Below are 25,504 nucleotides of genomic sequence, written 5' to 3' on the forward strand. Positions count from 1 at the left end.
GGTTGACCGCCGGACTGTCAGCAAGAAACGGCGCTTATTTTGAATTGAGTGCCAGCTGTGCGCGGCTGACCAGGGCTTCGAGCATCAGCCCGGGGTTGTAGGGGTGTTCCACGGTACGGGCCGTGGCGGCCAGTTCCTTGGCCCAGGCGCTCAACGCGGCAAAACCGGGGCCAACACCTGTGCCAGCCGCGCCCGCCGCACCGGGTTTGCCGGCAGGCTGCACCGGCAAGTCAGCGTGGCGAAAAAACCGCGGTTCGGCGCCGGCCCGGGTGGCCAGCATGTCGTGGCAGAGCTTCTGCAGCGCGTCAACGGCCTGGGCCGGCCCGAAGTCGCTGAGCGCCCCGACCTCGCCCCGGGCCATGGCTTTGGGCAGGGCCTGCCAGTGCTGGGCGATGGCGCTGCTCGGTCCGGCCTGCGCGCGTTCCAGCGCGTCGGCGGGCCGGCCGCCGGCGGCGGCCAGCAGCGTGTGGAGGTCGGCAGCGGCCGGCAGTTTGCCGGCCTTGCCTTCCGGCCCGGCCCGCTCGGCCAGCCAGGCCAGCGCCTGGTCGAAATCCGGCCAGTGCATGGTGTGGCCCTGGCAGCGGCTGCGGATGGTGGGGAGCAACTGGTGCGCGGCCTCGGTGGCGAGGATGAACTGCACCGCCCCGGGCGGCTCTTCCAGCGTCTTGAGCAGCGTGTTGGTGGTGATCGCGTTCATGCGTTCGGCCGGATAGACCAGCACCACCTTGGTGTTGCCGCGCGAACGCGTGAACTGCGTGAAGGTCACCGCCTCGCGTGCCGCGTCGACCTTGATCTCCTTGCTGGGCTTGCGTTTCTTGCTGTCCAGGTCGTCCTGGGTTTTTTCGTCCAGCGGCCAGCCGAGGCTCAAGGAAAGGGTTTCAGGCATCAGCATGCAGAGGTCGGCATGGGTGTGGACGTCGACCGCATGACAGCTGCCGCACACGCCGCAGGCGCCCTGCGCCGTGGGTTGCTCGCACAGCCAGGCCCGCGCCAGCGCCAGCGCCAGGTCGAACTGGCCCAGCCCGGACGGACCGCTGAGCAGCCAGGCATGGCCGCGCTGGGCCAGCAGGGTTTCCAGCTGGGTCTGCAGCCAGGGAGCCAGGGGCGGGCTGGGTGCGGTGGAATCGCTGGTCATCAGAGCCAGCCCTTGCCGGTAAACACACTGTGCACCGACTGCCACACGGCCTCGCGTGTCTGGCCGGCGTCGATACGGGCAAAACGCCCGGGGTCGGCGGCCATGCGGTCGGCGTAGCCCTGGACCACCCGGCGGAAAAACGCCACCGGCTGGGCTTCGAACCGGTCGGGCACGCGGGCGCCGGTCAGGCGCCGGGCGGCTTCTTCGGGCGGCAGGTCGAACCAGACCGTCAGGTCGGGCTGGACCATCGGCGCAGGCTCTTCCTTTGGGCCGAGTTCAAGAACAAAATCACGCCCCAGCCCCCGTGCATCCTGCGCCCACAGCTCCAGTTTTGATAGCACATCCAAGTCGAAGCCGCGTCCGCCGCCCTGGTAGGCAAAGGTCGCGTCGGTGAAGCGGTCGCACAGCACCACATCACCGCGTGCCAGTGCCGGGACGATCACGGTCGTCAAGTGGTCGCGCCGCGCCGCAAAAATCAGCAGGGCTTCGGTCAGCGGGTCCATCACATCGTTGAGGATCAGGGCGCGCAGCTTCTCGGCCAGTGGCGTGCCGCCGGGCTCGCGGCTCAGGGTCACGGCCCTGCCCTGCGCCTTGAAGGCCTCGGCCAGCGCGCTGATGTGCGTGGATTTGCCCGCGCCGTCTATGCCTTCGAAGCTGATGAACAGGCCCGCAGCGACAGTCACAGGCGTACCTCTTTTTCAGCCGGGGCTGCGGAACCGGCTTTGCCGGGCCGCAGGTGCAGCGACGACACGTCGGTGCGGCGCGTGGGGGCCATCGAATTTTCCGACGGGCCGCCCCTAGGAAAATTAGCCCCCTCGGGGGGCAGCGACGACACGTCAGTGCGGAGCGTGGGGGCCATTACTGATTTCGTTGGAACTTGTTGACGGCACGGTTGTGCTCGTCCAGCGTGCTGCTGAAATGGCTGGTGCCGTCGCCGCGCGCCACAAAATACAGGGCCTTGGTCTGGGCCGGCTGCACCGCGGCCAGCAGGGCGGCCTTGCCGGGCATGGCAATCGGTGTGGGCGGCAGGCCGGGGCGGGTGTAGGTGTTGTACGGGGTGTCGGCCAGCAGATCGCGCTTGCGCAGATTGCCATTGAACTGCTCGCCCATGCCGTAAATCACCGTCGGGTCGGTCTGCAGCAACATGCCGACGCGCAGGCGGTTGCTGAACACCCCGCCGATCTCCGGCCGGTCCGAGGGTTTGCCGGTTTCCTTTTCGACAATGCTGGCCAGGATCAGGGCTTCATCGGGCGTTTTCAGGGGCGTGTCCGCGCTGCGCAGGGCCCAGGCCGCTTCCAGGCGTTTGTCCATCGCGCGGGCCGCGCGTTTGAGGACCGCCAGGTCGCTCGAGCCCTTGGCATAGGTGTAGGTGTCGGGGAAAAACCGGCCCTCGGGATGCACGCCCGGCTTGCCCAGCTGCGCCATGATGGCTTGCCCGTCCAGCCCCTGGGTGTCAGGCTTGAGGGCTTCTGCCTTTTGCAGGGCGGCACGCACCTGGCGAAAGGTCCAGCCCTCGACCAGGGTCACGCTTTTGAGGCTTTCCTCGCCGCGCACCAGCATGCTCAGCAGCGTGCGCGGCGTGGTGCCCGGCGTGATCTCGTAACTGCCGGCCTTGATCTGGCGCGCCTGGCCCGAGAGGCGAAACCAGGCATACAGCAACACCGGCTGCACCTCGGCACCGCTGGCCGCCACGACCTCGGCCACGCGCTGGGCGGGGGTGCCGGGCTCGATCTCCAGGTCCAGCACCTGGCTGCCGGGCTGCAGCTTCAGGGTCAGCGGTTCGTGCAGCCACCAGCCGACGGCACCAAAGACCACCAGACCGGCGAGAAACGCCAACACGAGCAAACTCATCAAGAAACGACGCACAACCCTGTTACCTTCCAGAAAACGACTGGTCTATGATAATTCAGCCCATGTTGACCTTCCCTTCCGATTCCCCTCCTTCCCCTGCTGCTTCACTGCCATGGACCACCTTGCCGTCCGGCGTTGCCGAGCTGACGCACCTGGGCCTGATCCGGGTCGCCGGTGAAGAGGCCGCCAAATTCCTCCAGGGCCAGCTGACGCAGGACGTGGCGCTGCTGGGCCTGTCCGAAGCGCGCCTGGCCGCGTTCTGCAATGCCAAGGGCCGCATGCAGGCCAGCTTCATTGTTTTCAAACGCAGCGAAGGCGAGATCCTGCTGGTCTGCAGCCGCGACATTCTGGCCGCCACCCTCAAGCGCCTGTCCATGTTTGTGCTGCGTGCCAAAGCCAGACTGAGCGACGCGACCGCGGACTACACCCTCTGCGGACTGGCTGGTGGTGCTATCGAAACCATAGCTGTTGACGCACATCCCGCCTGGGCAAAGCTCAATTTTGATGCTGCAAACCTGGTGTTTCTGTATCCCGGCGCCGGCCAGCCGCGCGCCTTGTGGTGTGCACCGGCCGGCACGCCGGTGCCAGCCGGTGAGGCGTTGTCGCTGGCGCACTGGCACTGGCTCGAGGTGCAGTCCGGCATCGCCATGATCACGCAGCCGATTTTCGAAGCCTTTGTGCCGCAGATGCTCAACTACGAGTCGGTCGGCGGCGTGAGTTTCAAGAAAGGCTGTTACCCCGGCCAGGAAATCGTGGCGCGCAGCCAGTTTCGCGGCACGCTCAAACGCCGCGCCCATGTGGCGCACACCAATGGCACACCGCAGGTCGGCCAGGAGGTGTTCCATGCCGCCGACTCAGAACAACCTTGCGGCCTGGTGGCCGCCTGCGCACCCCACCCGGCGGCAGGTTTTGATCTGATCGTGTCCCTGCAGACCGCGGCGGCAGCCGATGCCGCCGGCGGCCGGCTGACCCTGGGCAGTGCCAGCGGTCCTGCCCTGGCGCTGCTGCCCCTGCCCTATGCTTTGCTTGAAGATATCTGACACCAAGCGATGTGCCTGATCGCCTTTGCCATTGGCGCCTCGCAGCGCTGGCCGCTGGTGATCGCCGCCAACCGCGATGAATTCCTGAACCGGCCCACGGCGCCGCTGGCGCGCTGGACCACCGATGCTGGCCAGGAAGTGATCTCCGGGCGTGACCTGCGCGCCGGCGGAACCTGGCTGGGCCTGAGTCCCGGCGGGCGGGTGGCGATGCTGACCAATGTGCGCGAGCCGCACCCGGTCGCCGGCGAACGCTCCCGCGGTGAGCTGGTCATGCGCTGGCTGGAAGGCCAGATGGATGCCGGCGGGTTCATGGCGCAGACTGACAGCGCGGCCTATGGCGCCTTCAACCTGGTGCTCGGTGATTTCCAGTCGTCCGCCTGGCACTGGCTCAGCAATCAGACCGACCCAGACGCCGGCCCGATCCGGGGCTGGCAATCGTGCGCGCTCAAGCCCGGCGTGTATGGCCTGTCCAACGGCGCGCTGGACACGCCCTGGCCCAAAACCCGCGCGCTGAAAGCCGCGCTGCGCAACGCGCTGGATGCGGACCGACAGGAGGACCTGCAGGCCGGGCTCTGGTCCGCCCTGCAGGACAGGCAGCGCCCCGGCGACGCCCAGCTGCCGCGTACCGGTGTGCCGTTGGCGCTGGAACGCGCGCTCTCCAGTGTGTTTGTCGATTTTCCCGAACATGCTTATGGAACGCGCAGCAGCACGGTGCTGGTAGCGCGGGCCGGGGAACGTGCGTCTACGGAGGTCACGTGGGACATCGAGATCGATGAAGTCACCCACACCCACGACGTCCGGCATGGCGCGCTGCGGGGCAGCGACAAACGCTGCCAGCTCATCTGGCAACAGGGCCGGGCCCCGCTGTAAATTCAGACGGCGGTTTTTCTAAAGCGGCTTGACCATCTCGATGTGGGCAATCGCCACCTCATCGAAAGGCTCGCCGCGTGGCGTGAAACCCATGCGGCTGTAAAAACCTTCGGCGCTGCGCTGGGCGTGCAGCAATACCTCGGTGTCGCCACGTAGCCGGGCCTGGGCCATCAGGGCGTGCAACAGGTCGCGCCCCAGGCGCGTGCCGCGCAGCACCCGGCTCACCGCCATGCGACCGATTTTTCCGGTGCCGGGGGCGTGTTGCAGCAGCCGGCCGGTGGCCACCGGCTGGCCCAGGCCGTTGTAGGCCACGGCGTGCACGGCGCTGTGGTCGGCTTCGTCCCACTCCATCTCCAGCGGAATGCCCTGCTCTTCGATGAACACTTCGGAGCGAATGGCACCCGCATGGGGGCCGAGTTCGGCCCAGGAGCCGAGCTTGAGCGACACCATGGGCTCGCCGGCTTCATAGGCAGTCAGAATGCGGCGCAAGCCGTCGGGCACCGGCCGGGAGGTTTGCGTGACCGGGTCGGCAAACACATAGATCAACTCGCTGGTGATCAGCAACTGATCGCCACGGAAAATCGCGCCGGTGAACACCATCGACGAGGTGCCGATGCGCGAGCACTTCATGGCAACGTCGAGCTGGTCGTCGCAACGCGCCGAAGCATGGAATTCGACGGTGGCTTTCTTGACATACAGCTCGCCGCCCAGCTGGTGCATGGCCTGTTCGTACGGCAGGGCCAGCGCACGCCAGTAGTCGGTGACCGCCGTGTCGAAGTACATCAGGTAGTGTGCGTTGAAGACAATCTTCTGCATGTCCACTTCGGCCCAGCGCACGCGCAGGCGGTGAAAAAATCGGAAGTCCTGTCGTTTCATGGGTCAGTCGCTTTCAGAAAAAGCACGGTGCAAGGCGCTGGCCGCGTCGGCATGGGCTTGCCGCGCCTCGGGAATCATGCGTCCCATCTTGATGAACTCGTGGGTGACGCCGCGATAGATTTCAAGATCAACCGCCACGCCGGCGGTGCGCAGCTTGTCGGCGTACATCACACCTTCGTCGACCAGCGGGTCGCATTCGGCCAGGCCGACCCAGGCGGGGGCCACGCCGTCCACATCGGGCGTGTTCAGGGGCGCGAAACGCCAGTCCTCGCGGTCGGCCGGGCTGCGCACGTAGCGGCTGAAAAACCAGTTGATCTCGCGCTCCTCGAGCACAAACCCGCGTGCAAACTGGCGGTGCGAGGCTGTGTCCTGGTGGGCCGAGCAGCCAGGGTAAAACAGCAGTTGCAGGGCCAGCGGCAGGCCGGCATCGCGGGCCAGCACCGCACACATCGCGGCCAGGGTGCCGCCGGCGCTGTCGCCACCCACCGCCATGCGGCTGCCGTCCAGACCGAGCCCGCCCGCATGGGTGGCCAGCCAGTGCAGCGCATCCTCAGCGTCATGGGCGGCCGTCGGAAACCTGTGCTCCGGGGCGAGCCGGTACTCCAGCGACACCACCGCGCAACCGGCCAGGAGGCTGAGCTGGCGGCACAAAATGTCATGCGTCGCGATGCTGCCTATGGTGAACCCGCCGCCGTGGAAATACAGCAGCACCGGCAGCTTGTCGGTTGAAGGCGCGCACAGCCGGGCCGGCAAGCCATGGCCGTCGCGCGCCGGAAGGTGGAAGTCTTCGACCCGGGCCAAGGCAGGTTTGGGAATTTCCAGCACGCCGGCGCCGGCCTCGTAGGCCACGCGGGCCTGGGTGGCGGTCAGCGTGTGAAACGCCGGGTGCCCTGCCCGCCCCATGCGGCTGATCACGTCGCGCATGGCGGGCGTCAGCAGGGCGTGTGCTGCCTGTCCCCGCATTTACCGGCCGGCCAGAAACATCGTCTGGGCGCCCGCTATCGCCAAAGTGACCATCATCCGGGTATGCATGCAAGTCAAGAGAGTCTCCAGCCGGTAAAGTAGTGTGTTCAGGTTGGGGCAGGAATACGCCAACCGCCCAGCATCGTACAACGCCGAAAGACAAGCAAACCATGGCCTTTATCTACTACGTGACACAGATCCAGTTCGACTACGGCGCGGTCAAGCTCCTCAAGCAGGAATGTGAACGTGTGAGCATCAGCCGGCCGCTGGTCATCACCGACGCCGGCGTCAAGGCGGCCGGCGTTCTGCAAAAAGCACTCGACGCCCTGCCCGGCATGACGGTGGCCGTGTTTGACCAGACGCCGTCCAACCCGACCGAGGCCGCCGTGCGCGCCGCAGCCGCCATGTACAAGGCCCAGGGCTGCGACGGCCTGATCGCCGTCGGCGGCGGCTCGGCGATCGACTGCGCCAAGGGCGTGGCGATTGCCGCCACCCACGAAGGCCCGCTCAAGACCTACGCCACCATCGAGGGCGGCTCGCTCAAGATCACCGACCGCGCGGTGCCGCTGATTGCCGTGCCCACCACCAGCGGCACCGGCAGCGAGGTGGCGCGCGGCGCCATCATCATCCTGGACGACCACCGCAAGCTCGGTTTTCACTCCTGGCACATCGTTCCGAAAGCCGCGATCTGCGACCCCGAACTGACACTGGGCCTGCCGCCCCAACTGACGGCGGCCACCGGCATGGACGCGATTGCGCACTGCATGGAAACGTTCATGGCGCCCGCCTTCAACCCGCCGGCTGACGGCATAGGCCTGGACGGCCTGCAGCGCGGCTGGGCCCACATCGAGCGCGCCACCAAAGACGGCAGCGACCGCGAAGCCCGGCTCAACATGATGAGCGCGTCCATGCAGGGTGCGATGGCCTTCCAGAAAGGCCTGGGCTGCGTGCATTCGCTGAGCCACAGCCTGGGCGGCGTCGATCCGCGCCTGCACCACGGCTGCCTCAACGCGATGTTCCTGCCCGCGGTGATCCGCTTCAATGCGGGTGCCGAATCGATTCAGAGAGAAAAACGTCTGGAACGCATGGCCCACGCCATGGGGCTGGCCGCCGGCAGCGATGTGGCCGACGCGGTACGCGACATGAATGCCCGCCTCGGCCTGCCCACTGGCCTGGCCGCCATGGGCGTCACACGTGAGCAGTTCCCCGACATCATCAAGGGCGCGATGGCCGACCACTGTCACAAGACCAATCCAAGGATTGCGACGGCTGAGGAGTATGCGGGGATGTTGGCTGATTCATTTTAATCAAGGTTCGCGTCATGATCGACTCGATTCTCAAATACTTATCTTTGATTACTTTGGCAGGAGCCGCTGTCTCGTTCGCTTTTGGATTCATTAAATATATGGATCAGCGCAATCGCGAGGAACGTACAAAGCGCTTTGAACTATTTCATGGTTTGATGCGCAGGGTTTCGGCGCGAGGAGATGCTGCGGGCGAGGGGCTTCCCCTCACCCAGCAACTAGCCGCAATTTATGAGCTGCAGCAATTCAATGAATATGCGTACGCTTCCATCCCGATCCTGGAACATCTCAGAACGAGTTTTGCGACATCAACGGCATCTGCTCCCTTGCTGACAGCTATTGACAGCACCATCGCGAAGCTCCGCCAAGGTTACAAACCTACACTCTGACAAGCTTGATCACCCCTCCGCAGGCTGCCGAATCAAACTTTCGGCCGGAATCCCCAGCCCGATGTGCAGCTTCCACACCATGGCCATGGTGAGTTTTCTTTTGCCATTGAGCACTTCGTACACCCGGTTGCGCTGGCCAATCATGGGCTCCAGGTCTTTGGGTTTGAGGCCTTGCTGCTCCATGCGGAATTTGATGGCTTCCACTGGATCGGGCGGATCTATCGGGTAATGCTTGGCCTCGTAGGCTTCGATCAGCGTGAGCATGGCTTCAAAATGCGCGCCGGCGTCGCTGTCAACCTCAGGTTCGTTCTCGAAATACGGCGCCACCAATTGCAGCGCGGCCTGGTAATCGGTCTCGGTGCGAATCGGGTGAATGGGATAAACATTCCTTTTCATGGCTGGTTCTCCACGGTGGCGGCGTCGATGGCATCGTATTGCGCATGGGTGCCAACAAACTTGATGTACAGGGCCGCAAAGCGGTAGGCTACCGCCACCACCAGACGGTAATCGTTGCCCTTGATGTTGAACACCACCCGGTTGGCCCCCACAAAACTGGCACTGGCATACCGGAGCTTGATGTCCTGCGGGGTCTTCCACTGTGCGTGGCTGGCATCTTCAAACCAGGTTTGAAAGGCCTGCTTTGAAGCAGGGTGCTTGCACCAAAAATCCACCAGCGTCGCTTTTGAAATGACCCGCATATGCGTATTTTAGTCCCATTTTGGGATCAATGTAAAACCATTAGTTCTGGAGATCAGCGAGTTCGTCAGATCGCCTCCACCCGCCCCATATCCGGCTTCGCCAGCCAGCCCTGAAACTCATCAGCCAGTTGCCGGCTCGCGGCCACCGCCGTGCTCCAGGCCTTGATGCGTCCCGGCAGGTCGTTGCCATAGCGCAAGAAGTCGTTGCGGTCGGGCAGCTTGGCATTCGGCAAGGTGCTGATCCAGGCCGGATCGGGTGCCAGCAGCAGCATGTTGTCGAGAAAATGGGTGGCGCCGTGGCGCCATTTCAGGCCCTTGTCGAGCCAGCCGGGCACCACGGCTTTCTGGAAGTGCGGGTACAGCACCAGGCCCTGGTTTTTGGAATGATTTTGGCCGCTAGCCCCCGCCCCATCTGCGCCAGTAGCTATCAAATCAGAAGCATAGTTGAGGTGCAGGTGGTAGTCGGTGATGCCGCCGTCCCAGTAGGCACCGGGCGGGGCGCCGGGGATGTCACGCACCGAACGCAGCATGAAGGGAATCGAACAACTGGCCTGCAGCGCCGGGTTGAAGTTTTCTTCCGTCAAGGCCACCTGCCGAGTGCGATAGTCGCTGGTGGCGAAGGGCAGCGGCGCGTGCTGGCTGGAAAAAACCACGCGCTCCAGCCAGGCGCCCATGGCCTTGCGGTGCACGGTGTTGGTCAGAAACGCGCCGAAGTACCCCAGCGGCGTGCGCAGGCCATGCTCACGGCCCAGCAGGTGCCGGCCGCGCGACGTCACGATGTGCAGGCGGTAACGTGGGTGCTGCAGCACCTCCTGCACACGTCCGCCGTAAAAGGCCGCCAGGCTCCGCCCGAACATCTCGCTGACCAGGTCGGCGCTGGGCCGCTTGCGGCCGGGCTCGGCCGCGAAATGCTGGGCGATGTAGTCGTCTTCCAGCCGCTGGAAGGCCTCGACCGGGTTGGCCAGACAGGCCGTCGCCATGCGCCAGGCACCGATCGACGCGCCGACCAGGTGCACTGGCTGCTCGGGCGACGCCAGCCAGTCGCCGAAGATGAAGCGGTCCAGCGGCCCCAGCACCAGACCCTTGGGCCCGCCGGCCGCGCCCGGCACCACGCGCACGTCCTGCGGGCGCAGGCCGTGTTGTTCGATGTGCCGCCTGGCCTGGGGGCCGGCGTAAAGGCGGAGGGCTTGCATGGATGAATCGCGGTTGCTATGGTTCTGGTAGCTGCTTGCGCCCGTTTTTATTGGGCTGCAGGCCGATTTGACATCAAAAACCGGCGCCCCGCAGCCTTCTGCGCGACAAACGCTATTTCTTCAGGGCGGCCAGCTTGCTGAAGGCAGACTCCATCGCCGTCGATGTCGCCGGCTGCGGCGCCCGGCCTTGCCCGCCACTGTAGTTGCCGCCGCGGCCCTGGCTCTGCCCCGGCCGCGCGCCTTCAAAGCGGTTCTCGCGCGGGCCTCCTTCCCTGCCCTGGCGCGCCGGGGCAGCGTCCAGCTTCATGGTCAGGGCGATGCGCTTGCGGGCGACGTCGACCTCGGTCACGCGCACCTTGACGATGTCGCCGGTCTTGACCACCTCGCGCGCGTCGGTCACAAACTTGTTGGACAACTGGCTTACATGAACCAGGCCGTCCTGGTGCACGCCGATGTCGATGAAGGCGCCAAAGGCGGCCACGTTGCTGACCGTGCCTTCCAGCGTCATGCCTTCCTTCAAATCCTTGATGTCTTCGACGCCGTCGTTGAAACGCGCCACCTTGAAGTCGGGGCGCGGGTCGCGGCCGGGTTTTTCGAGCTCGGCAATGATGTCCTTCACGGTAATCACGCCGAACTGCTCGTTGGCGAACAGCTCGGGCTTGAGCGTCTTGAGCATGTCGGCGCGGCCCATCAGTTCGGCCACCGGCTTGCCGGTGTGCGCCATGATTTTTTCGACCACCGGGTAGGTTTCGGGGTGCACGCCGGTCATGTCCAGCGGGTTGCTGCCCTCGGCCTGGCTGCGCAGGCGCAAGAAGCCGGCGCTTTGCTCGAAGGTCTTGGCGCCCAGGCCGCTGACTTTCAGCAAATCGGTGCGGCTGGCAAAGGCCCCGTTGGCATCGCGCCAGCGCACCACCGCCTTGGCGACCGTATTGCTCAGCCCGGAGACACGCGCCAGCAGCGGCACGCTGGCGGTGTTGAGGTCCACACCGACGCTGTTGACGCAATCCTCGACCACGGTGTCCAGGCTGCGCGCCAGGTCGCTCTGGTTGACGTCATGCTGGTACTGGCCGACACCGATGGACTTGGGATCGATCTTGACCAGTTCGGCGAGCGGGTCCTGCAGCCGGCGCGCAATACTCGCGGCGCCGCGCAGACTGACGTCCACGTCGGGCATTTCCTGGCTGGCAAATTCACTGGCCGAATAGACCGAGGCGCCGGCTTCGCTGACCACGACTTTTTCGATCACCTGCCCGACCTTGGCCAAACCCTTGATCAGGTCAGCAGCGAGCTTGTCGGTTTCGCGGCTGGCCGTGCCGTTGCCGATGGCGATCAGGTTCACGCCGTGTTTCTCGCAGAGTTTGGCCAGGGTGTGCAGCGAGCCGTCCCAGTCCTTGCGCGGCTCGTGCGGAAAAACCGTGGCGGTTTCGACCAGCTTGCCGGTGGCGTCCACCACCGCGACCTTGACGCCGGTGCGTATGCCCGGGTCCAGGCCCATGACCACACGCGGGCCGGCCGGCGCGGCCAGCAGCAGATCGCGCAGGTTGTCGGCAAACACCTTGATCGCGACTTTTTCAGCCTCTTCGCGCAGGCGGCTGAACAGGTCGCGCTCGATCGACAGGCTCAGCTTGACCTTCCAGGTCCAGGCCACACACTTGCGCAGCAGGTCGTCGGCCGCCCTGCCCTTGTGGCTCCAGCCCAGGTAAACGGCGATTTTTCCTTCCGCGATGCTCGGCTTGCCCGGCTCGGGGATCTCGGGCAGCAGCAGCTTGGCGTCGAGGATTTCCAGCCCGCGGCCGCGGAACACCGCCAGCGCGCGGTGCGAGGGCACGCGGCCAATCGGCTCGTCGTAGTCGAAATAGTCGCGAAACTTGCTGTTGTCGATGTTGTTTTCATCCTTGCCGCTGACCAGCTTGGACGACAGCAGCCCTTCGCTCCACAGCCACTGGCGCAGCATCTGCAGCAGGCCCGCATCTTCGGCCCAGCGTTCGCTGAGGATGTCGCGCACGCCGTCCAGCACCGCCTGCACCGTGGTGAAGTCGTCGCCACTTTCCATTTTTTCGGCCTTGACAAAGGCGAGCGCCTCGTCGGCCGGCACCAGCGCCGGATCGGCAAACAGTTTGTCGGCCAGCGGTTCAATACCGGCTTCGCGCGCCATCTGGCCCTTGGTGCGGCGCTTCTGCTTGAAGGGCAGGTAGAGGTCTTCGAGCTCCTGCTTGGTAGGCGCAGCGGCAATCGCGGCCGCCAGCTCGGGCGTCAGTTTGCCTTGCTCCTGGATGCTTTTGAGCACGGCCTCACGCCGCTCCTCGAGCTCGCGCAGGTAGCCGAGGCGAAATTCGAGCTCGCGCAGCTGGATGTCGTCGAGACCGCCGGTGACTTCCTTGCGGTAACGCGCGACAAACGGCACGGTGGCGCCGCCGTCGAGCAGCTCCACGGCGGTTTTGACCTGGTGTTCCTGGACCTTGATTTCTGCGGCGATCTGGCGAATGATTTTTTGCATGGATGTCTGAAATGGCTCTGCTGGAATGGGCGGCAAAGTGGGCGAGTGTGCCACACCGCGAAAGCCGCCCTGCCGGGACAAACTCCGCTACCATCCTGACTCCCCTTTCATCAACCCGGCACCCAGGAATTTCATGGCAGTCGAACAAGGCAGCGAGCTGGTCAAGGTGGTGGTGTTGCTGGCTGCCGGTGTGCTGGCCGTGCCGTTGTTCAAACGGCTGGGCCTGGGCTCGGTGCTGGGTTACTTGGCCGCCGGGCTGGCCATTGGACCCTTCGGCCTGGGCTTGTTCAGCGAAGCGGGAACCATCCTGCACCTGGCCGAACTCGGCGTCGTGATGTTCCTGTTTGTCATCGGGCTGGAGATGCAGCCGACCCGGCTCTGGACGCTGCGGCGCCAGATCTTCGGCCTGGGCCTGATGCAGGTGGTGGTTTGCGGCGCCCTGCTGACGGGCCTGGGCATACTAGCCGGGCTCAAACCCGTGGTGGCTTTCATCGCGGCCATGGGTTTTGTGCTGTCGTCCACCGCCATCGTGATGCAGCTGCTCGAGGAACGCGGCGACACCTCCACCCCGCGCGGCCAGCGCATGGTGTCCATCCTGCTGCTGGAAGACCTCGCCATCGTGCCCTTGCTGGCGATTGTGGCTTTCCTGGCGCCTGACGAAACCGATGGCGTGTCCCGCTGGGTCAGCATCGGGGTGGCGCTGGCGGCCATCATTGGCCTGGTGGCGGTGAGCCGCTGGCTGCTCAACCCGCTGTTTCGCGTGCTGGCCAAGGCCAAGGCCCGCGAGGTGATGACGGCCGCCGCCCTGCTGGTGGTGCTGGGCGCCGCGCTGGCCATGCAGTGGGGCGGGCTGTCGATGGCGTTGGGCGCGTTTGCTGCCGGAGTGATGTTGTCGGAGTCGACCTTCCGGCATCAGCTGGAAGCCGACATCGAGCCCTTCCGCGGCATTTTGCTGGGCCTGTTTTTCATGGGTGTGGGCATGTCGCTGGACCTCACGCTGGTGCTGGCCGACTGGCCGCTGATTGTTGGCGGCGTGCTGGCCTACATGGCGTTCAAGGGCCTGGGTATTTACACCGTGGCCCGCATCACCAAGTCCAGCCATGGCGACGCGCTGCAGCGCACCGCCATGATGGCCCAGGGCGGTGAATTTGCCTTTGTGCTGTATTCGGCTGCGGCCGCGGCCGGCATCGTGCAGGCCAGTGTCAATGCCGTGCTGACGGCCGCCATCATCATCTCGATGGCGCTGACGCCGCTGGCCGTCCTGTCGCTTCGATGGCTGCTGCCCGACAAGCCGGGCCAGGACATGGAAGGCGTGGAAAGTGTGGAAGAAGCCCAGGGCCTCAAGGGCAGCGTGCTGATCATCGGTTTCGGCCGCTTCGGGCAGATCGCCAGCCAGTCGCTGCTGGCGCGCGGCATCGACATCGCCATTATTGAAAACGACACGGACATGATCCGCGCGGCGGCGCAGTTCGGTTTCAAGGTGTATTACGGCGACGGCACGCGGCTGGACGTGCTGCACGCCAGCGGCGCAGAGCATGCCCGGGCCATTCTGGTCTGCGTGGACAAAAAAGAGGCGACCAGCCGCATCGTGGAGCTGGCCAAGCATGAGTTCCCGTTGACTCCGGTGCTGGCCCGCGCCTACGACCGCCAGCACGCGATCGAGCTGATCCGCTTCGGCGTGGACTACCAGCTGCGCGAAACCCTGGAGTCGGCCCTGGCCTTCAGCAGCGAAGCCCTGCGAAAACTCGGCGTGGAAGAAGTCGATGTGGCCGAGATAGCTGAAGACATCCGCCGCCGCGACGCCGAACGACTGCAGCTGCAGTTGTGCGGCGACATCAGCAGCGGCATCGACCTGATGCATGGCGGGCGCTGGACACCGGCACCGCTGACCAGGCCCAAACAGTCCGGGAAGGCGCTCAACGAGCAGGCCGCCCAGGCCCTGGAGCCTACCGGTCCCGGCGCGGCCGACGGGCCGCAAGTAGCCGGCGACCGCGCCAGACCCGGCTGATCGCACCGTTTGCGCTCGCACGATCAGGCTTTTTTCCTACAGACAAGACAGCCGGCGGCGACCATCATCAGGACTTCAATTCCTGGAGCCCGAACATGCGTATCCGAACCATTGTGTTGATCATTGCCATTGTGCTGATGGCCGGTTTTGCGGCGCTCAACCTCGACGAGTTCAGCCGAACCTCCGTGCTGAGCCTGGGCTTCACCACTGTGCAGGTGCCGCTGGGCCTGGTCATGCTGGTGCTGCTGGCCGCAGTGCTGCTGGTGTTTCTGGCGACCACGCTGTACATCCAGAGCACCCACCTGCTGGAAATGCGTAACGCCACCCGGGCGCTGGCGGCCCAGCGAGAGCTGGCCGACAAGGCGGAAGCCTCGCGTTTCACCGAACTGCGCCAGTACCTCGAAGCCCAGGCGCTGAGCACCCAGCAGCGGGATGCGGCCCAGGCGACGGTGCTGGCGGAGCGACTGGCCCAAAGCCAGGAAGCCTTGTCGAGCAAGATCGACCAGTCCGGCAACACGCTGGCGGCCTATATCGGCGAGCTCGAAGACCGGCTCGAAAAGCGCGATGGCGTGAGCCGGCCTGTGTTGCTCGCGGACAGTTCGACGCGGCTCTGATGGCCCCCCGCAAGCGCGGGCAGCGCAAACCGCTGTAAGAACCCGCCGGGCCCCGCGACCAACGGACTTCACCGTTGCACAAGGACGCCGTCGTGGTCATCTTCACTCCTAAATTCATAGCTGCTTGCGCCCTATTGACGGGGGCTACATCCACTTTTTGCATGCAAAACCAGTGCACAGCAAGCTCCGGGCCCCTGGTCACGCCGGTGCTGGAGTTGTACACCTCGGAGGGCTGCAGTTCCTGTCCGCCCGCCGACCAGTGGGCGTCGAGCTTCAAGGGCAAGAAGGTGGTGGTGCAGGCCTTTCATGTCGGTTACTGGGACTACATCGGCTGGGTAGACCGCTTTGCAACGCCCGCCTACACCCAGCGCCAGCGCGACGTGGCGGCGAAAAACCGGCTGCGCAACATCTACACCCCGCAGGTGGTGCTGGACGGCCGCGACTGGCCGCAGTGGCAGGGCGCGTCATCGGGTGTCACGACCGGGCGCGAAACCGCACAGCTCCAGTTGATGATCCGGCGGCTGGCCGACGACCAGTTCGAGGCCACCGTCACCCCCTCCGGCGCGGGCGCTGGCGCACCAGCCTGGGCGGCCTACTGGACGGTGACCGAACATGGTCACCACTCCAGCGTGAAGGCCGGGGAAAATGCCGGTGAGTTCCTCAAGCACGACTTCGTGGTCCGCCAGTACACCCCGGCCGGGGAATACACAAGCAGCGACGCAAGCCCGAAAAGGCTCGGCTTGCGCAGCATTGCCGCCACGCCGGGCCACGAGCGTCAGGTCAACCTGGTGGTGTTCGAGCCGCGAAGCGGCAAAACCCTGCAGGCCCTGAGCCTGCAGTGCCCGCCGGGATGACCCCGCCTTGCGCGGAAGGAAAAGGCATGGCCATGACTGGCGTCACACGCCGCTGCACAGCTCAGGCACAAACGATTTTTGCGGATTCGCCTTCCGCCATCAGCCAGCCAACGAAATCCTGCGCGTCCTGATTGGCAGCCGAGCGCGGCCCGAGGGTCACGAAATAGCCAAAACGGGAGACCGCACCGCTGAAAGGCGCGACCAGCCGGCCTTCGCGCAACAGTTCCGCCAGCAGCGGCAGGCGACCGATGGCCACACCCTGCCCTGCGACGGCCGCCGCGACCACATCCGAGTACTGGGAAAAGCGCAGCGTGTTCTTCATGCGCAGGTCCGGCAGGCCCATGACGCGGAACCACGGCTCCCAGTCCATCGTCAGGGGCTGTCCCTGAGGCATGTCGGTCGCCAACAGGGTGTGGCCGGCCAGGTCGGCCGGTTTCCTCAAAGGCAGGGCGCGGTTTTTCAGCAGCTGCGGTGAACACACAGGTGTGACGGTTTCCTCGAACAGGACGCTGCCCACGGCGCGGCTGAGGGCGCTCAGGCGCACCGAAACGTCAATGCCGCTGCGATCCAGGTCCAGTACTTCCAGCGTCGCGGAAATCCGCACGTCCACCCCCGGGTGCGTGGCAGTAAAGCGGCTCAGGCGCGGAATCAGCCAGAGCGACGCAAAACCCGGCGTGGTGGTGATCGCGACCTGCCGCATCGCTGTGGTGGCACGCACGCTGGCGGTGGCATCACGCAGCCGCTCCAGGCAATCAGAGACGGCACGTTGCATCACGCGCCCGGCTTCGGTGAGTGCCAGGGCGCGGTGCCGTCGCTCAAACAGGACTGTGCCCAGGTCGGCCTCGATCTGCTGGATCTGCCGGCTCACGGCCGATTGCGTGAGGAACAGTTCATTGGCCGCGCGCGTGAAACTCAGCGTGCGGGCGGCCGCCTCGAAGCTGTAAAGCAAGTCCAGGCGCGGCAGCTGATTGCGGCGGATGGCCGGGGTGGCAGCTTGCGGCGAGGTGGTTTTCACATTCTCTGGACGCATGCAAATGATTCCAAATCATCGTTTGAACACAATGGGGGCGCCCAGTATATTCATTTCCTCCACGAATGTGAAACGAAAGCGAGGCTTGTCATGACGACCCATTCACCCGCTCTGGACCTGAACCTTGCCCACCAGGCGATGTTCACTGTGTCCGACGCTGCCGGCGTGCAGATCCGCTGCCATGAAGGCTGCTTGTGGCTCACGCTCGATGATGACCCACGCGATATCGTGCTGGACGCGGGCGCAAGCTTCCTGACCACGGAACACCGCCGTGCGCTGATCTACGCGATGCAGCCGTCTTCCCTCAGCCTGGTCGTGGCGCCTTCGGTTGCCACCACGCATCCCGCCCGGCGCGCGCAGGCGGCGCCCGCCGTTCAGGTGACGTTTGCGCTTCAGCCCGCCTGAGGGGCGGTGCCGCTCCCCGCCAACGGTTGCTCAGGGACAGACGGCTTCGACATTGTTGCCGTCAGGGTCGATCAGGAAGGCTGCATAGTAGGTCGGGCTGTAGTCCGGGCGCGGGCCGGGGCCGCCATTGTCACTGGCGCCGGCCTTCAGGCCAGCCCGATAGAAGGCGTCCACCGCCTTTTGGCTGGCCGCACGGAACGCGATGTGGGTGCCCGGACCCTGGGCGCCTTTGGCCGCATAAAGCCACAGGGCCGGCGCGTCGGCCGGGCCGATGCCGGCGTAGCTGTCGTCGTGCGAGCCCAGCACATGGCCCAGCGGTGCGAGTGCGGCTTCGTAAAAACGGATGCTGGCTGCGAGGTCCCTGACCTTTATGCCGAGGTGGTCGTACATGGTGATTTCCTGCTTGAAGAGTGGATCAAGCGGTCATCATCGAGCAGTGTGGCCATGCGGTCTTGGAGAATCTTGCGCTCTCCTTTCAACCCTTTTCTGGCGGCCTGGCGGAAGGCACGCGGCGAGACGCCGGCCGCGCGGTGGAAGGTGCGTACAAAGTTGCTGAGGTCGGCAAACCCGACGTCCAGGGCCACATCGGTGACGGACCGGTCGCCATCGGCCAGCAACCGCGCCGCATGGCGCAGCCGGGAGCGCACCAGGTACTGATGGGGCGAGACACCCAGCACCCGCGAGAACAGCCGCAGGAAGTGAAACGGGCTCAGCCCCGCATGGCTGGCAACGTGGTCCAGCGCGATGTCGTCGTGCGAATGGGCGTGGATCCACATCGCCGCGTCGACAGCGCGCTGGCGGTCGCGCCCGCCTGCGCGCTGCGGCGTCCGCCTGCGGCCCGACACCACTTCCACAAAACGGGAGGCAAACCACAGGCCGGCTTCGTTCAGGCCGACATCGCTCCGGTTTTCGGCAGCCGCCTGTGCCAGCTCGCCCAGCACCATGAGTTCGGGCAAAGGCGGCAGGCCGCCGGTGCGCCAGGAGTTGGCGTCGCCGCCGAGGAGGTCGACAAAACCCGGCGAAAGGTGAAAAGCCAGGCATTCGTCGCCGCAGACGTGGTGGTCATGTGTGCACATGAACTCGTCGCCCGGCTGGCCCACCAGCACCGAGCCGGCCACCAGTTCATAACACTCGCCGCGCACCCGGTAGCCGAAGCTGCCCTTGCGTACATAGGAGACCGAGTAACCCTGGTGCACCTCGGTGAAAGGCCTGGCATCGGGTCCGGTGCTGCAGCGGTAGTCCACGACCTCGATGGGTCCGGACTGCAGTTCGGTGGCGGTCAGCATGAACGCCTCTGCTTCAGGCCTCGCGCAAGGCCTTCTTCAGCTCGATGCCGATTTCCGGCTTGTGCGCAAACGGATTCGTCGGGTTGCGTGCCTGCAGGATGTCCTCGAGCCGGGTCTGCACCGAGCCGATGGCCTTGGGATGGCTGTAGATGTAGAACTGGTTGGCGGTAATCCCGTCGAACACTTTTTGCGCCACCTCGGCCGCCGTCACCTTGCCGGAGCCGACCGCCTTGTCGCTCATGGCCTGGCCAATGAGCTGGCTCTTGGTCGGCTTGGCGGCCGGCAGCTCATCGGGCCGGTTGCGCTGGCTCTGGCTGATGCCGGTGGGCACAAAGAAGGGACACAGCACCGAGGCACTGATCTGGTCGGTGACCAGCGCCAGGTCCTGGTACAGGGTTTCGCTGAGGCTGACCACCGCATGTTTGCTGACGTTGTAGATGCCCATGTTGGGTGCGTTCAGCAGGCCGGCCATGCTGGCGGTATTGACGATGTGGCCCTGCCAGGCCGGGTCTTTTTTTGCGGCCTCCAGCATCATGGGGGTGAAGACGCGCACGCCGTGTGCCACGCCCATGAGGTTGACGCCGATGACCCATTCCCAGTCTTTCAGCGTGTTCTCCCAGATCAGCCCCCCTGCCCCGACGCCGGCGTTGTTGAAAACAAAATGCGGCGCACCGAAACGTGCCAGCACGGCAGCGCCCAGAGCTTCGACCTCGGCGGCCTTTGAAACGTCCAGGCGAAAGGCCAGCACTTGCGCACCGGCAGCCGTCGTTTCTGCAGCAGCCTTGTCCAGCGCATCCTGCTGTACGTCGGCCAGCACCAGGTTCATGCCTAGCCGGGCGCCTATACGTGCGCACTCGAGGCCGAAGCCCGAACCCGCGCCGGTCAACACGGCTGTTTTTCCCTTGAAATCACTGATCATGCTTGGCTCCTTGAAATGAAATGGGACGAAGCATCTCGATGTGAGGAATGCCGTCTTCGATGTAGGGTTCTCCTGCTTTCGCAAACCCGTGCTGCAAATAAAACATCTCAAGCCGCGCTTGCGCGCCTATGCGTATGGGCTGCGCACCCCACTGGGCAAACACGCAGGCAATGGCCTGTCGCATGAGTTCATGACCTATGCCGCTTCCACGCATCGTCTCGCGGATGATCACGCGCCCTATGCTGGCTTCCGCAAACTTGACGCCGGCGGGGAAGCAGCGGGCATAAGCTACGAGCTGGTCGCCGGAGGCGCCAAGCACATGCACGGCCGCGTGGTCGGCACCGTCCATGTCCTGATAGATGCCGGCCTGTTCCATCACGAAAACCTCCGTGCGAAGCTGCAGGACCTCATACAGCTCGGTGGTGCTCAGTGCACCAAAGGGCACAAAACGCCAAGCGACCGTCATGCGGGTGTCGCTGCTTTCAAAACGTAACCGATGCGCGGGAAGTGCACATGCAGCGTTCCGGCGCGTTCGTCGCTGCGGCTGATCGTGTAGTGCGTGCGGGTGGCGGCGATCAGTTCGCCTTCAGTGGGTTCCGGGCCGAAACTCTCGGCGGTGATGCTGACGCGGCTGCCAAGCGGAATGCCGTGTTCGTCCTGAAAGGTGCTGTCGCGCAGCAGGCCGTGGCCGACCGCCATGGGGTCGGCGGCCGCCGCTGCGGCGATGGCTTGGGCCGCATCGAATTTTTCCATGCTGCCGTGGCCGATGGCGGCCATGCGGTCCATCCAGTCGAGCACGGCCGGTGTGAGCTGCAGGATGTCGGCCACCACGGGCGTGCGCACCCGGGTGAACCACAGCGGGTGGTAGGCGGAAAAGTCGGCGATGCCGGGCACCTGGCCGAGCAGGAAAGGTTGCTCGTCAAGCATGTCCGACAGGCGCCGCAGGTAAGACTTGTAGGCTGCTGCGGCGTCCGCCGGCCGCAGGCGCACCATGCCGGCGCTCATGGCCTTGCGGTCGTCGCCAAACGCGCGGGCGGCTTCAGGCGGCGCACTGGCAAACATGTGGGCCGCGCCTCTGGGGCCCAGGTTGTGCGCCATGGCGGCCCAGAACAAGGTGCTGTCGGCCCACTGCGCCAGCGTACGCGCCATGCCTTTGCCCGGTTCTGGGTAGATGGACGGGTCGGGTTGCAGGTGTTCGAGCACGTCGGAGATCAGTGCACTGTCGCAAAAAATGTCGGCACCCACCTGCAGGAAGGGTGTCTTGCGGTAGCCGCCGGTCAGCGACAGCACGTCGGGCTTGGGCATGATGCTGGGGATGATCACCGACTTCCAGGCCAGCTGCTTGTAGCCCAGGATCAGCCGGATCTTTTCCGAAAAAGGCGAATTGGGATAGTGGTGAAGAATCAGGTCGGGCATGGTGTGTCTCCTTGTTTGTGTTGCCTATCGCGGCATGGCGCGGGTGATCAGCGCGTCGAAGTCCACATCGGCGCCCAGGGTGCCGAAAGCCTGGCCCCAGTCGCCGCCCAGGCGTGAATCGCAGAACGCCTCGAACACGGCCGCCGGCGCGCTCTGGTACAGCAGCGACGCCTGCACGGCCAGCGCCACGTTCTGCGCCAGCCGCCGGGCTTCCATTTCGGTGGCCATCTCCTCGACCCGGGTCGGCAAGGCCGCGGCCAGCCGGTCCAGCGCCGGGTGTGCGCCTTGGGCGGGTGCCAGTTCCTGCGCCAGCGCGGCGGCGGCATCGGCCTTGCGCAGGGCGCGCAGCAGGTCCAGCGCCATGATGTTGCCAGCACCTTCCCAGATCGAGTTGAGCGGCATCTCGCGGTAGATGCGGGCCATGATGCCTTCGCCGCCCTCTTCCACATACCCGTTGCCGCCCAGGCATTCCATGGCTTCCTGCGCAAAATGGCTGCCGCGTTTGCAGATCCAGAACTTGGCAACCGGCGTGAGCAGGCGCGCCATCGCCTGTTCATGCGGGTCGGCGCTGTGATCAAAGGCCCGCGCCAGGCGGATGGACAGCGCGGTGGCCGCTTCGGATTCGAGTGCCAGGTCGGCCAGCACGTTGCGCATCAGCGGCTGGGTGATCAGCGGCCGGCCGAAGGCCTCGCGCTGCGCGCAATGGTTCAGCGCAATGCTCAGCGCCTGGCGCATCAGGCCGCTGGTGCCGAGCGCGCAGTCCAGCCGCGTCATGGTGCCCATCTCGAGGATTTGCGGCACGCCGCGTCCTTCCTCCCCGACCAGCCAGGCGGTGGCGCTGTCGAACTCGACCTCGGAGCTCGCGTTGGCCTTGTTGCCGAGTTTGTCTTTCAGGCGCTGGATGCGGATGGCGTTCAGGGCGCCGTCAGGCAGCACGCGCGGAATGAAAAAGCAGCTCAGCCCCGCGGGCGCCTGCGCCAGCACCAGAAAGGCGTCGCACATGGGCGCCGAAAAAAACCATTTGTGGCCGGTCAGGCGAAAGCGCTGGCCCCAGGCGTCGCTGCCGTCGGGTACGGCCTGCGTCGTGTTGGCGCGCACGTCCGAGCCGCCCTGCTTTTCGGTCATGCCCATGCCCATGGTCACGCCGGCTTTTTCCGAGAACAACCTGAGTGCCGGGTCGTAGGCCCGGCTGGTGAGCCGGGGCGCCCAGTCGGCATGAATGGCGGCGTTGCTGCGCAGCGCCGGCGTGACCGCATAGGTCATGGAGATCGGGCAGAGGATGGAGGGCTCGAGCTCGGTGAACAGCATGAAACCTGCGGCCCTGAGCACGTGCGGAGAGGTGCCTGGCTTCGGCGCCGGGCCGCCCCAAGCCGAAGCAGCCCCTTCCTCAGGTGAAAGGGGCAGCGCAACGCCGGAGGTACGCGAAGCGACAAGCGTGGGGGCTATATCTTCTTTCCACGGCGTGCCGTGCAGCCCGGCCCGGGTTGCGGCATCCATGAGCACGTGATAACTCGGGTGAAACTCCACCTGGTCCAGCCGCCGGCCAAAGCGGTCATGGCTGTGCAGCTGCGGCGTGTGCGTGTTGGCCAGACGCGCATGGGCCTGCATGTCCGCGCCGCCCAGGCTGGCACCCAGCGCACTGAGTTCCGCCGTGGCCAGCTGCGGCGCATTGAACTTCAGCGCGTCGCGCAGGCCCTGGTTGGTGTCGAACAGGTTGTAGTCGACCAGCGGCTCGGGCTGGTTGAAAACTTCGTGGGTCATGTACGCATCTCCCTGGCTGGAGGGCCGGCGGCGGCTGGTTTAGATCAACTTCACGAGTTGCTTGCCGAAGTTTTTTCCCTTGAGGAGTCCGAGGAAGGCTTCAGGCGCAGCGGCAATGCCCTGGGCCATGGTTTCGCGCGGCTTGAGCTTGCCGGTGCCGACCAGGGTGCCGAGTTCCTTGAGCGCTTCGGGCCAGACTTCCATGTGTTCGCTGACGATGAAACCCTGGATCTTCAGACGGTTGGTCAGGATCAGCTGCGGATACGTCATGGGCAGCGGCTGGCCGTCGTAGCCGGCGATCATGCCGCACAGCGCGATGCGACCGAAGGCGTTCATGCGCGTCAACACAGCGTCCAGCACCATGCCGCCGACGTTTTCAAAATAGCCGTCGATGCCGTCCGGACAGGCTTCCTTGAGTGCCTTGGACAGCGAGGCCGCATCCTTGTGTTGCTTGTAGTCGATACAGGCGTCAAAGCCAAGTTCTTCGACCGCGTACTTGCACTTGTCCGGTCCGCCGGCGATGCCGACGGCGCGGCAGCCGCGCGCCTTGGCCAGGGCGCCAAAGGCACTGCCCACGGCGCCGGTGGCGGCGCTGACGACCACGGTCTGGCCAGCTTTCGGCTCGATGATTTTCACCAGGCCGTACCAGGCTGTCACGCCCGGCATGCCGACCGCGCCCAGGTAGTGCGACAGCGGCACGTGCGTGGTGTCAACCTTGCGCAGCGCGCCGGGCTGGTTCGCGTCCACGACGCTGTATTCCTGCCAGCCGCCCATGCCGACCACCTTGTCGCCGACGGCGAACTTCGGGTTTTTCGACTCGACCACTTCACCGGCCGTGCCGCCGCCCATGACCTGGCCCAGGGCCTGCGGCTGGGCATAACTCTTGGCGTCGTTCATGCGGCCGCGCATGTAGGGGTCCAGGCTCATGAAATGGTGGCGCACCAGCACCTGGCCGTCCTGCAGCGCCGGGGTGTCGCTGCTGACGAGCTTGAAGTTGCTGGCGACGGCTTCGGAGGTGGGGCGGTTGTCGAGAAGGATTTGCTGGTTGAGTGGCATGGGGTGTCTCCTGGGGAATGTGGTTTGCTATGGATTTAAGAGCTGCTTGCACCCATGGCATAAGGGCTGGAGCATGTTTATTCGTATAAAAATCAGTCTGTCGAGATGACGGTCTTGAGCGGGTTCACGTCTTTCGGTCCGACGGCCAGGCGCTTGACGTATTTGAAAGTGCCGGTGGCATGCGAGCAGATGCCGCCCTTGGCGTCGTACACCGTGCCTTCGGTGAAGGCCATGGTCGCCGTGCGGTGAATCAGCCGGCCCCTGGCCGTCAGCTTGCTGCCGTCGCCGGGGGCCGGGCGCATGAAGCTGGTTTTCATCTCGATGGTGACCACACCCATGTCGGGCTCCACACTGCGCGCAGCGGTCGCCATAACCACGTCCTGCAGCGTCATCAGTGCGCCGCCATGCGTGACATGAAACGAGTTCAGGTGCTCCGGCAGGGGCGTGTAGTCGATCTGCGAGGCCCCGCCTTCGAACAGCACCAGCTCGAAACCGAGGTGGTGGACGAAGGGAATGTCTACACCGAAGCTCATGATTTGATCAACCACCCGTTACCGAAGACACACCGCCGTCGACAGCCAGCCATTGCGCGGTGATGTGCTTGCCGGCATCCGACGCGTACAGCACACACAGGCCCTTGAGGTCCTCGTCGTCGCCCAGGCGCTGCAGCGGCGCGTGGGCGGCGAGTTTTTCCTCGCCCAGGGCCTTGAGCGTGCCCACGGTCATCCTGCTCGGGAAAAAGCCCGGGCAGATGGCGTTGACGGTGATGTTGTACTTGCCCCATTCGCAGCCCAGCGCGCGCGTGAAGTTGATCACTGCGCCCTTGGAGGTGTTGTAGGCCACGGTGGTCATCTCGGGCGGGTTGCCGCCCAGACCGGCGATGGACGCCACGTTGATGATGCGGCCGGAGCGGCGCGCAATCATGCTGTGTTTGGCAATGTGCTGGCTCAGGATGAAGTAGCCGCGGATGTTGAGGTTCATGACCTTGTCCCAGGCCTCGACCGGGTGGTCTTCAGCCGGCGCGCCCCAGGCAGCGCCCGCATTGTTGACGAGGATGTCGACATGGCCGAAGCGCCGGATGGTTTCGTCAGCCAGCGCACGGATGTCTGCTTCTTTGGAGCAATCGGCAGCGATCCAGTCCACGTCAATACCGGCGGCCTTGAGTTCGGCCGCGGACTCCTGCAGGTCTTCGGCCTTGCGCGAGCTCAGCATGATTTTTGCGCCGGCTTCGCCCAGCGCCTGCGCCAGCTGAAGGCCCAGGCCCCGCGAACCGCCGGTGACGAGGGCGGTTTTGCCGGTGAGGTCGAACAGCTGCTGGATGGTACGGGTCATGAGGGGC

27 protein-coding genes are annotated in these 25,504 nt (G+C 65.2%); 8 read left to right on the forward strand and 19 right to left on the reverse strand.

What is annotated here, in order from left to right:
• Positions 1-34: 34 nt before the first annotated feature.
• From PSV26_RS12015 to mltG, 3 genes are all read right to left on the reverse strand, one after another.
• Positions 35-1,135, reverse strand: coding sequence for a DNA polymerase III subunit delta' (locus tag PSV26_RS12015; protein ID WP_300571036.1), 1,101 nt, complete (start codon positions 1,133-1,135; stop codon positions 35-37).
• Complete coding sequence (tmk, locus tag PSV26_RS12020) at positions 1,135-1,818, reverse strand: dTMP kinase (protein ID WP_300571038.1); 684 nt, start codon at positions 1,816-1,818, stop codon at positions 1,135-1,137. The genes PSV26_RS12015 and tmk overlap by 1 nt, the downstream gene beginning before the upstream one ends.
• Before the next feature lie 175 nt (positions 1,819-1,993).
• A complete protein-coding gene (mltG, locus tag PSV26_RS12025; RefSeq protein WP_366145807.1) occupies positions 1,994-3,001 on the reverse strand; it encodes an endolytic transglycosylase MltG in 1,008 nt (335 codons plus the stop codon).
• Positions 3,002-3,048: 47 nt separating this feature from the next.
• On the opposite strand from mltG, the gene PSV26_RS12030 reads away from it, so the two are divergent.
• Both PSV26_RS12030 and PSV26_RS12035 read left to right on the forward strand, forming a co-directional pair.
• Entirely contained in the window at positions 3,049-4,026 is a 978-nt protein-coding gene (locus PSV26_RS12030) for a folate-binding protein (protein ID WP_300571040.1), read from the forward strand.
• 9 nt (positions 4,027-4,035) lie between these two features.
• Positions 4,036-4,896, forward strand: a complete 861-nt coding sequence (locus PSV26_RS12035) for an NRDE family protein (RefSeq protein ID WP_300571043.1) — start codon at positions 4,036-4,038, stop codon at positions 4,894-4,896.
• A gap of 18 nt (positions 4,897-4,914) precedes the next feature.
• Here the strand turns inward: PSV26_RS12035 and PSV26_RS12040 are convergent, their stop codons facing one another.
• Together PSV26_RS12040 and PSV26_RS12045 are read right to left on the reverse strand one after the other, a co-directional pair.
• On the reverse strand, positions 4,915-5,772 hold the full coding sequence (locus tag PSV26_RS12040; protein WP_300571045.1) for a YbgC/FadM family acyl-CoA thioesterase: 858 nt from the start codon (positions 5,770-5,772) through the stop codon (positions 4,915-4,917).
• A 3-nt stretch (positions 5,773-5,775) separates the two neighbouring features.
• A complete protein-coding gene (locus tag PSV26_RS12045; RefSeq protein WP_300571047.1) occupies positions 5,776-6,735 on the reverse strand; it encodes an alpha/beta hydrolase in 960 nt (319 codons plus the stop codon).
• 170 nt (positions 6,736-6,905) lie between these two features.
• Here PSV26_RS12045 and PSV26_RS12050 point away from each other — a divergent pair, with 170 nt between their 5' ends.
• Positions 6,906-8,042 (forward strand): iron-containing alcohol dehydrogenase, encoded by a 1,137-nt coding sequence (locus PSV26_RS12050; RefSeq protein ID WP_300571050.1) that lies wholly within the window; start codon positions 6,906-6,908, stop codon positions 8,040-8,042.
• Positions 8,043-8,056: 14 nt separating this feature from the next.
• Positions 8,057-8,428, forward strand: a complete 372-nt coding sequence (locus PSV26_RS12055; RefSeq protein WP_300571053.1) for a hypothetical protein — start codon at positions 8,057-8,059, stop codon at positions 8,426-8,428.
• Between the two features lie 9 nt (positions 8,429-8,437).
• On the opposite strand, the gene PSV26_RS12060 is transcribed toward PSV26_RS12055, so the two are convergent.
• The 4 genes from PSV26_RS12060 to PSV26_RS12075 form a co-directional block, all read right to left on the reverse strand.
• Complete coding sequence (locus PSV26_RS12060) at positions 8,438-8,824, reverse strand: transcriptional regulator (protein ID WP_300571056.1); 387 nt, start codon at positions 8,822-8,824, stop codon at positions 8,438-8,440.
• Entirely contained in the window at positions 8,821-9,126 is a 306-nt protein-coding gene (locus PSV26_RS12065; protein WP_300519501.1) for a type II toxin-antitoxin system HigB family toxin, read from the reverse strand. Before PSV26_RS12065 ends, PSV26_RS12060 begins: the two co-directional genes overlap by 4 nt.
• Positions 9,127-9,191: 65 nt before the next feature.
• Positions 9,192-10,319 (reverse strand): phospholipase, encoded by a 1,128-nt coding sequence (locus tag PSV26_RS12070; RefSeq protein ID WP_300571058.1) that lies wholly within the window; start codon positions 10,317-10,319, stop codon positions 9,192-9,194.
• A 112-nt stretch (positions 10,320-10,431) separates the two neighbouring features.
• A complete protein-coding gene (locus tag PSV26_RS12075; protein WP_300571061.1) occupies positions 10,432-12,816 on the reverse strand; it encodes a Tex family protein in 2,385 nt (794 codons plus the stop codon).
• A 133-nt stretch (positions 12,817-12,949) separates the two neighbouring features.
• Between PSV26_RS12075 and PSV26_RS12080 the strand changes: the two genes are divergently transcribed.
• From PSV26_RS12080 to PSV26_RS12090, 3 genes are all read left to right on the forward strand, one after another.
• Positions 12,950-14,824, forward strand: coding sequence for a monovalent cation:proton antiporter-2 (CPA2) family protein (locus PSV26_RS12080; RefSeq protein WP_300571064.1), 1,875 nt, complete (start codon positions 12,950-12,952; stop codon positions 14,822-14,824).
• 95 nt (positions 14,825-14,919) lie between these two features.
• Entirely contained in the window at positions 14,920-15,438 is a 519-nt protein-coding gene (locus tag PSV26_RS12085; RefSeq protein WP_300519490.1) for a hypothetical protein, read from the forward strand.
• A 161-nt stretch (positions 15,439-15,599) separates the two neighbouring features.
• Positions 15,600-16,292 (forward strand): DUF1223 domain-containing protein, encoded by a 693-nt coding sequence (locus PSV26_RS12090; protein WP_300571067.1) that lies wholly within the window; start codon positions 15,600-15,602, stop codon positions 16,290-16,292.
• Positions 16,293-16,353: 61 nt separating this feature from the next.
• Here PSV26_RS12090 and PSV26_RS12095 read toward each other — a convergent pair whose 3' ends face one another.
• Positions 16,354-17,322: a LysR substrate-binding domain-containing protein gene (locus tag PSV26_RS12095; RefSeq protein ID WP_300519484.1), complete on the reverse strand. Its 969-nt coding sequence runs from the start codon at positions 17,320-17,322 to the stop codon at positions 16,354-16,356.
• Positions 17,323-17,412: 90 nt separating this feature from the next.
• Here PSV26_RS12095 and PSV26_RS12100 point away from each other — a divergent pair, with 90 nt between their 5' ends.
• Positions 17,413-17,727 carry a DUF2917 domain-containing protein gene (locus tag PSV26_RS12100; protein WP_300571069.1) on the forward strand — a complete coding sequence of 105 codons (315 nt, stop codon included), beginning with the start codon at positions 17,413-17,415 and terminating at the stop codon, positions 17,725-17,727.
• A gap of 30 nt (positions 17,728-17,757) precedes the next feature.
• On the opposite strand, the gene PSV26_RS12105 is transcribed toward PSV26_RS12100, so the two are convergent.
• The 9 genes from PSV26_RS12105 to PSV26_RS12145 all read right to left on the reverse strand — a co-directional run bounded on the left by PSV26_RS12105 (position 17,758) and on the right by PSV26_RS12145 (position 25,497).
• The gene (locus tag PSV26_RS12105) at positions 17,758-18,117 is read right to left on the reverse strand and encodes a VOC family protein (protein ID WP_300571071.1); all 360 of its coding nucleotides are present in this window, start codon (positions 18,115-18,117) and stop codon (positions 17,758-17,760) included.
• Entirely contained in the window at positions 18,096-19,013 is a 918-nt protein-coding gene (locus PSV26_RS12110; RefSeq protein WP_300571074.1) for an AraC family transcriptional regulator, read from the reverse strand. Before PSV26_RS12110 ends, PSV26_RS12105 begins: the two co-directional genes overlap by 22 nt.
• A 13-nt stretch (positions 19,014-19,026) precedes the next feature.
• A complete protein-coding gene (locus PSV26_RS12115) occupies positions 19,027-19,932 on the reverse strand; it encodes an SDR family oxidoreductase (protein ID WP_300571077.1) in 906 nt (301 codons plus the stop codon).
• Entirely contained in the window at positions 19,922-20,398 is a 477-nt protein-coding gene (locus tag PSV26_RS12120; RefSeq protein ID WP_300571079.1) for a GNAT family N-acetyltransferase, read from the reverse strand. The genes PSV26_RS12115 and PSV26_RS12120 overlap by 11 nt, the downstream gene beginning before the upstream one ends.
• Positions 20,395-21,348, reverse strand: a complete 954-nt coding sequence (locus tag PSV26_RS12125) for a glutathione S-transferase family protein (RefSeq protein WP_300571081.1) — start codon at positions 21,346-21,348, stop codon at positions 20,395-20,397. Before PSV26_RS12125 ends, PSV26_RS12120 begins: the two co-directional genes overlap by 4 nt.
• Before the next feature lie 24 nt (positions 21,349-21,372).
• Positions 21,373-23,109 carry an acyl-CoA dehydrogenase family protein gene (locus PSV26_RS12130; protein ID WP_300571084.1) on the reverse strand — a complete coding sequence of 579 codons (1,737 nt, stop codon included), beginning with the start codon at positions 23,107-23,109 and terminating at the stop codon, positions 21,373-21,375.
• A gap of 39 nt (positions 23,110-23,148) precedes the next feature.
• Entirely contained in the window at positions 23,149-24,165 is a 1,017-nt protein-coding gene (locus tag PSV26_RS12135) for an NADP-dependent oxidoreductase (RefSeq protein ID WP_300571086.1), read from the reverse strand.
• Between the two features lie 92 nt (positions 24,166-24,257).
• The gene (locus tag PSV26_RS12140; RefSeq protein WP_300519463.1) at positions 24,258-24,698 is read right to left on the reverse strand and encodes a PaaI family thioesterase; all 441 of its coding nucleotides are present in this window, start codon (positions 24,696-24,698) and stop codon (positions 24,258-24,260) included.
• A gap of 7 nt (positions 24,699-24,705) precedes the next feature.
• Positions 24,706-25,497 carry an SDR family oxidoreductase gene (locus tag PSV26_RS12145; protein WP_300519460.1) on the reverse strand — a complete coding sequence of 264 codons (792 nt, stop codon included), beginning with the start codon at positions 25,495-25,497 and terminating at the stop codon, positions 24,706-24,708.
• Between the last annotated feature and the right edge of the window lie 7 nt (positions 25,498-25,504).

This window comes from Polaromonas sp. (assembly GCF_029945685.1).
Lineage (GTDB): Bacteria > Pseudomonadota > Gammaproteobacteria > Burkholderiales > Burkholderiaceae_C > Polaromonas.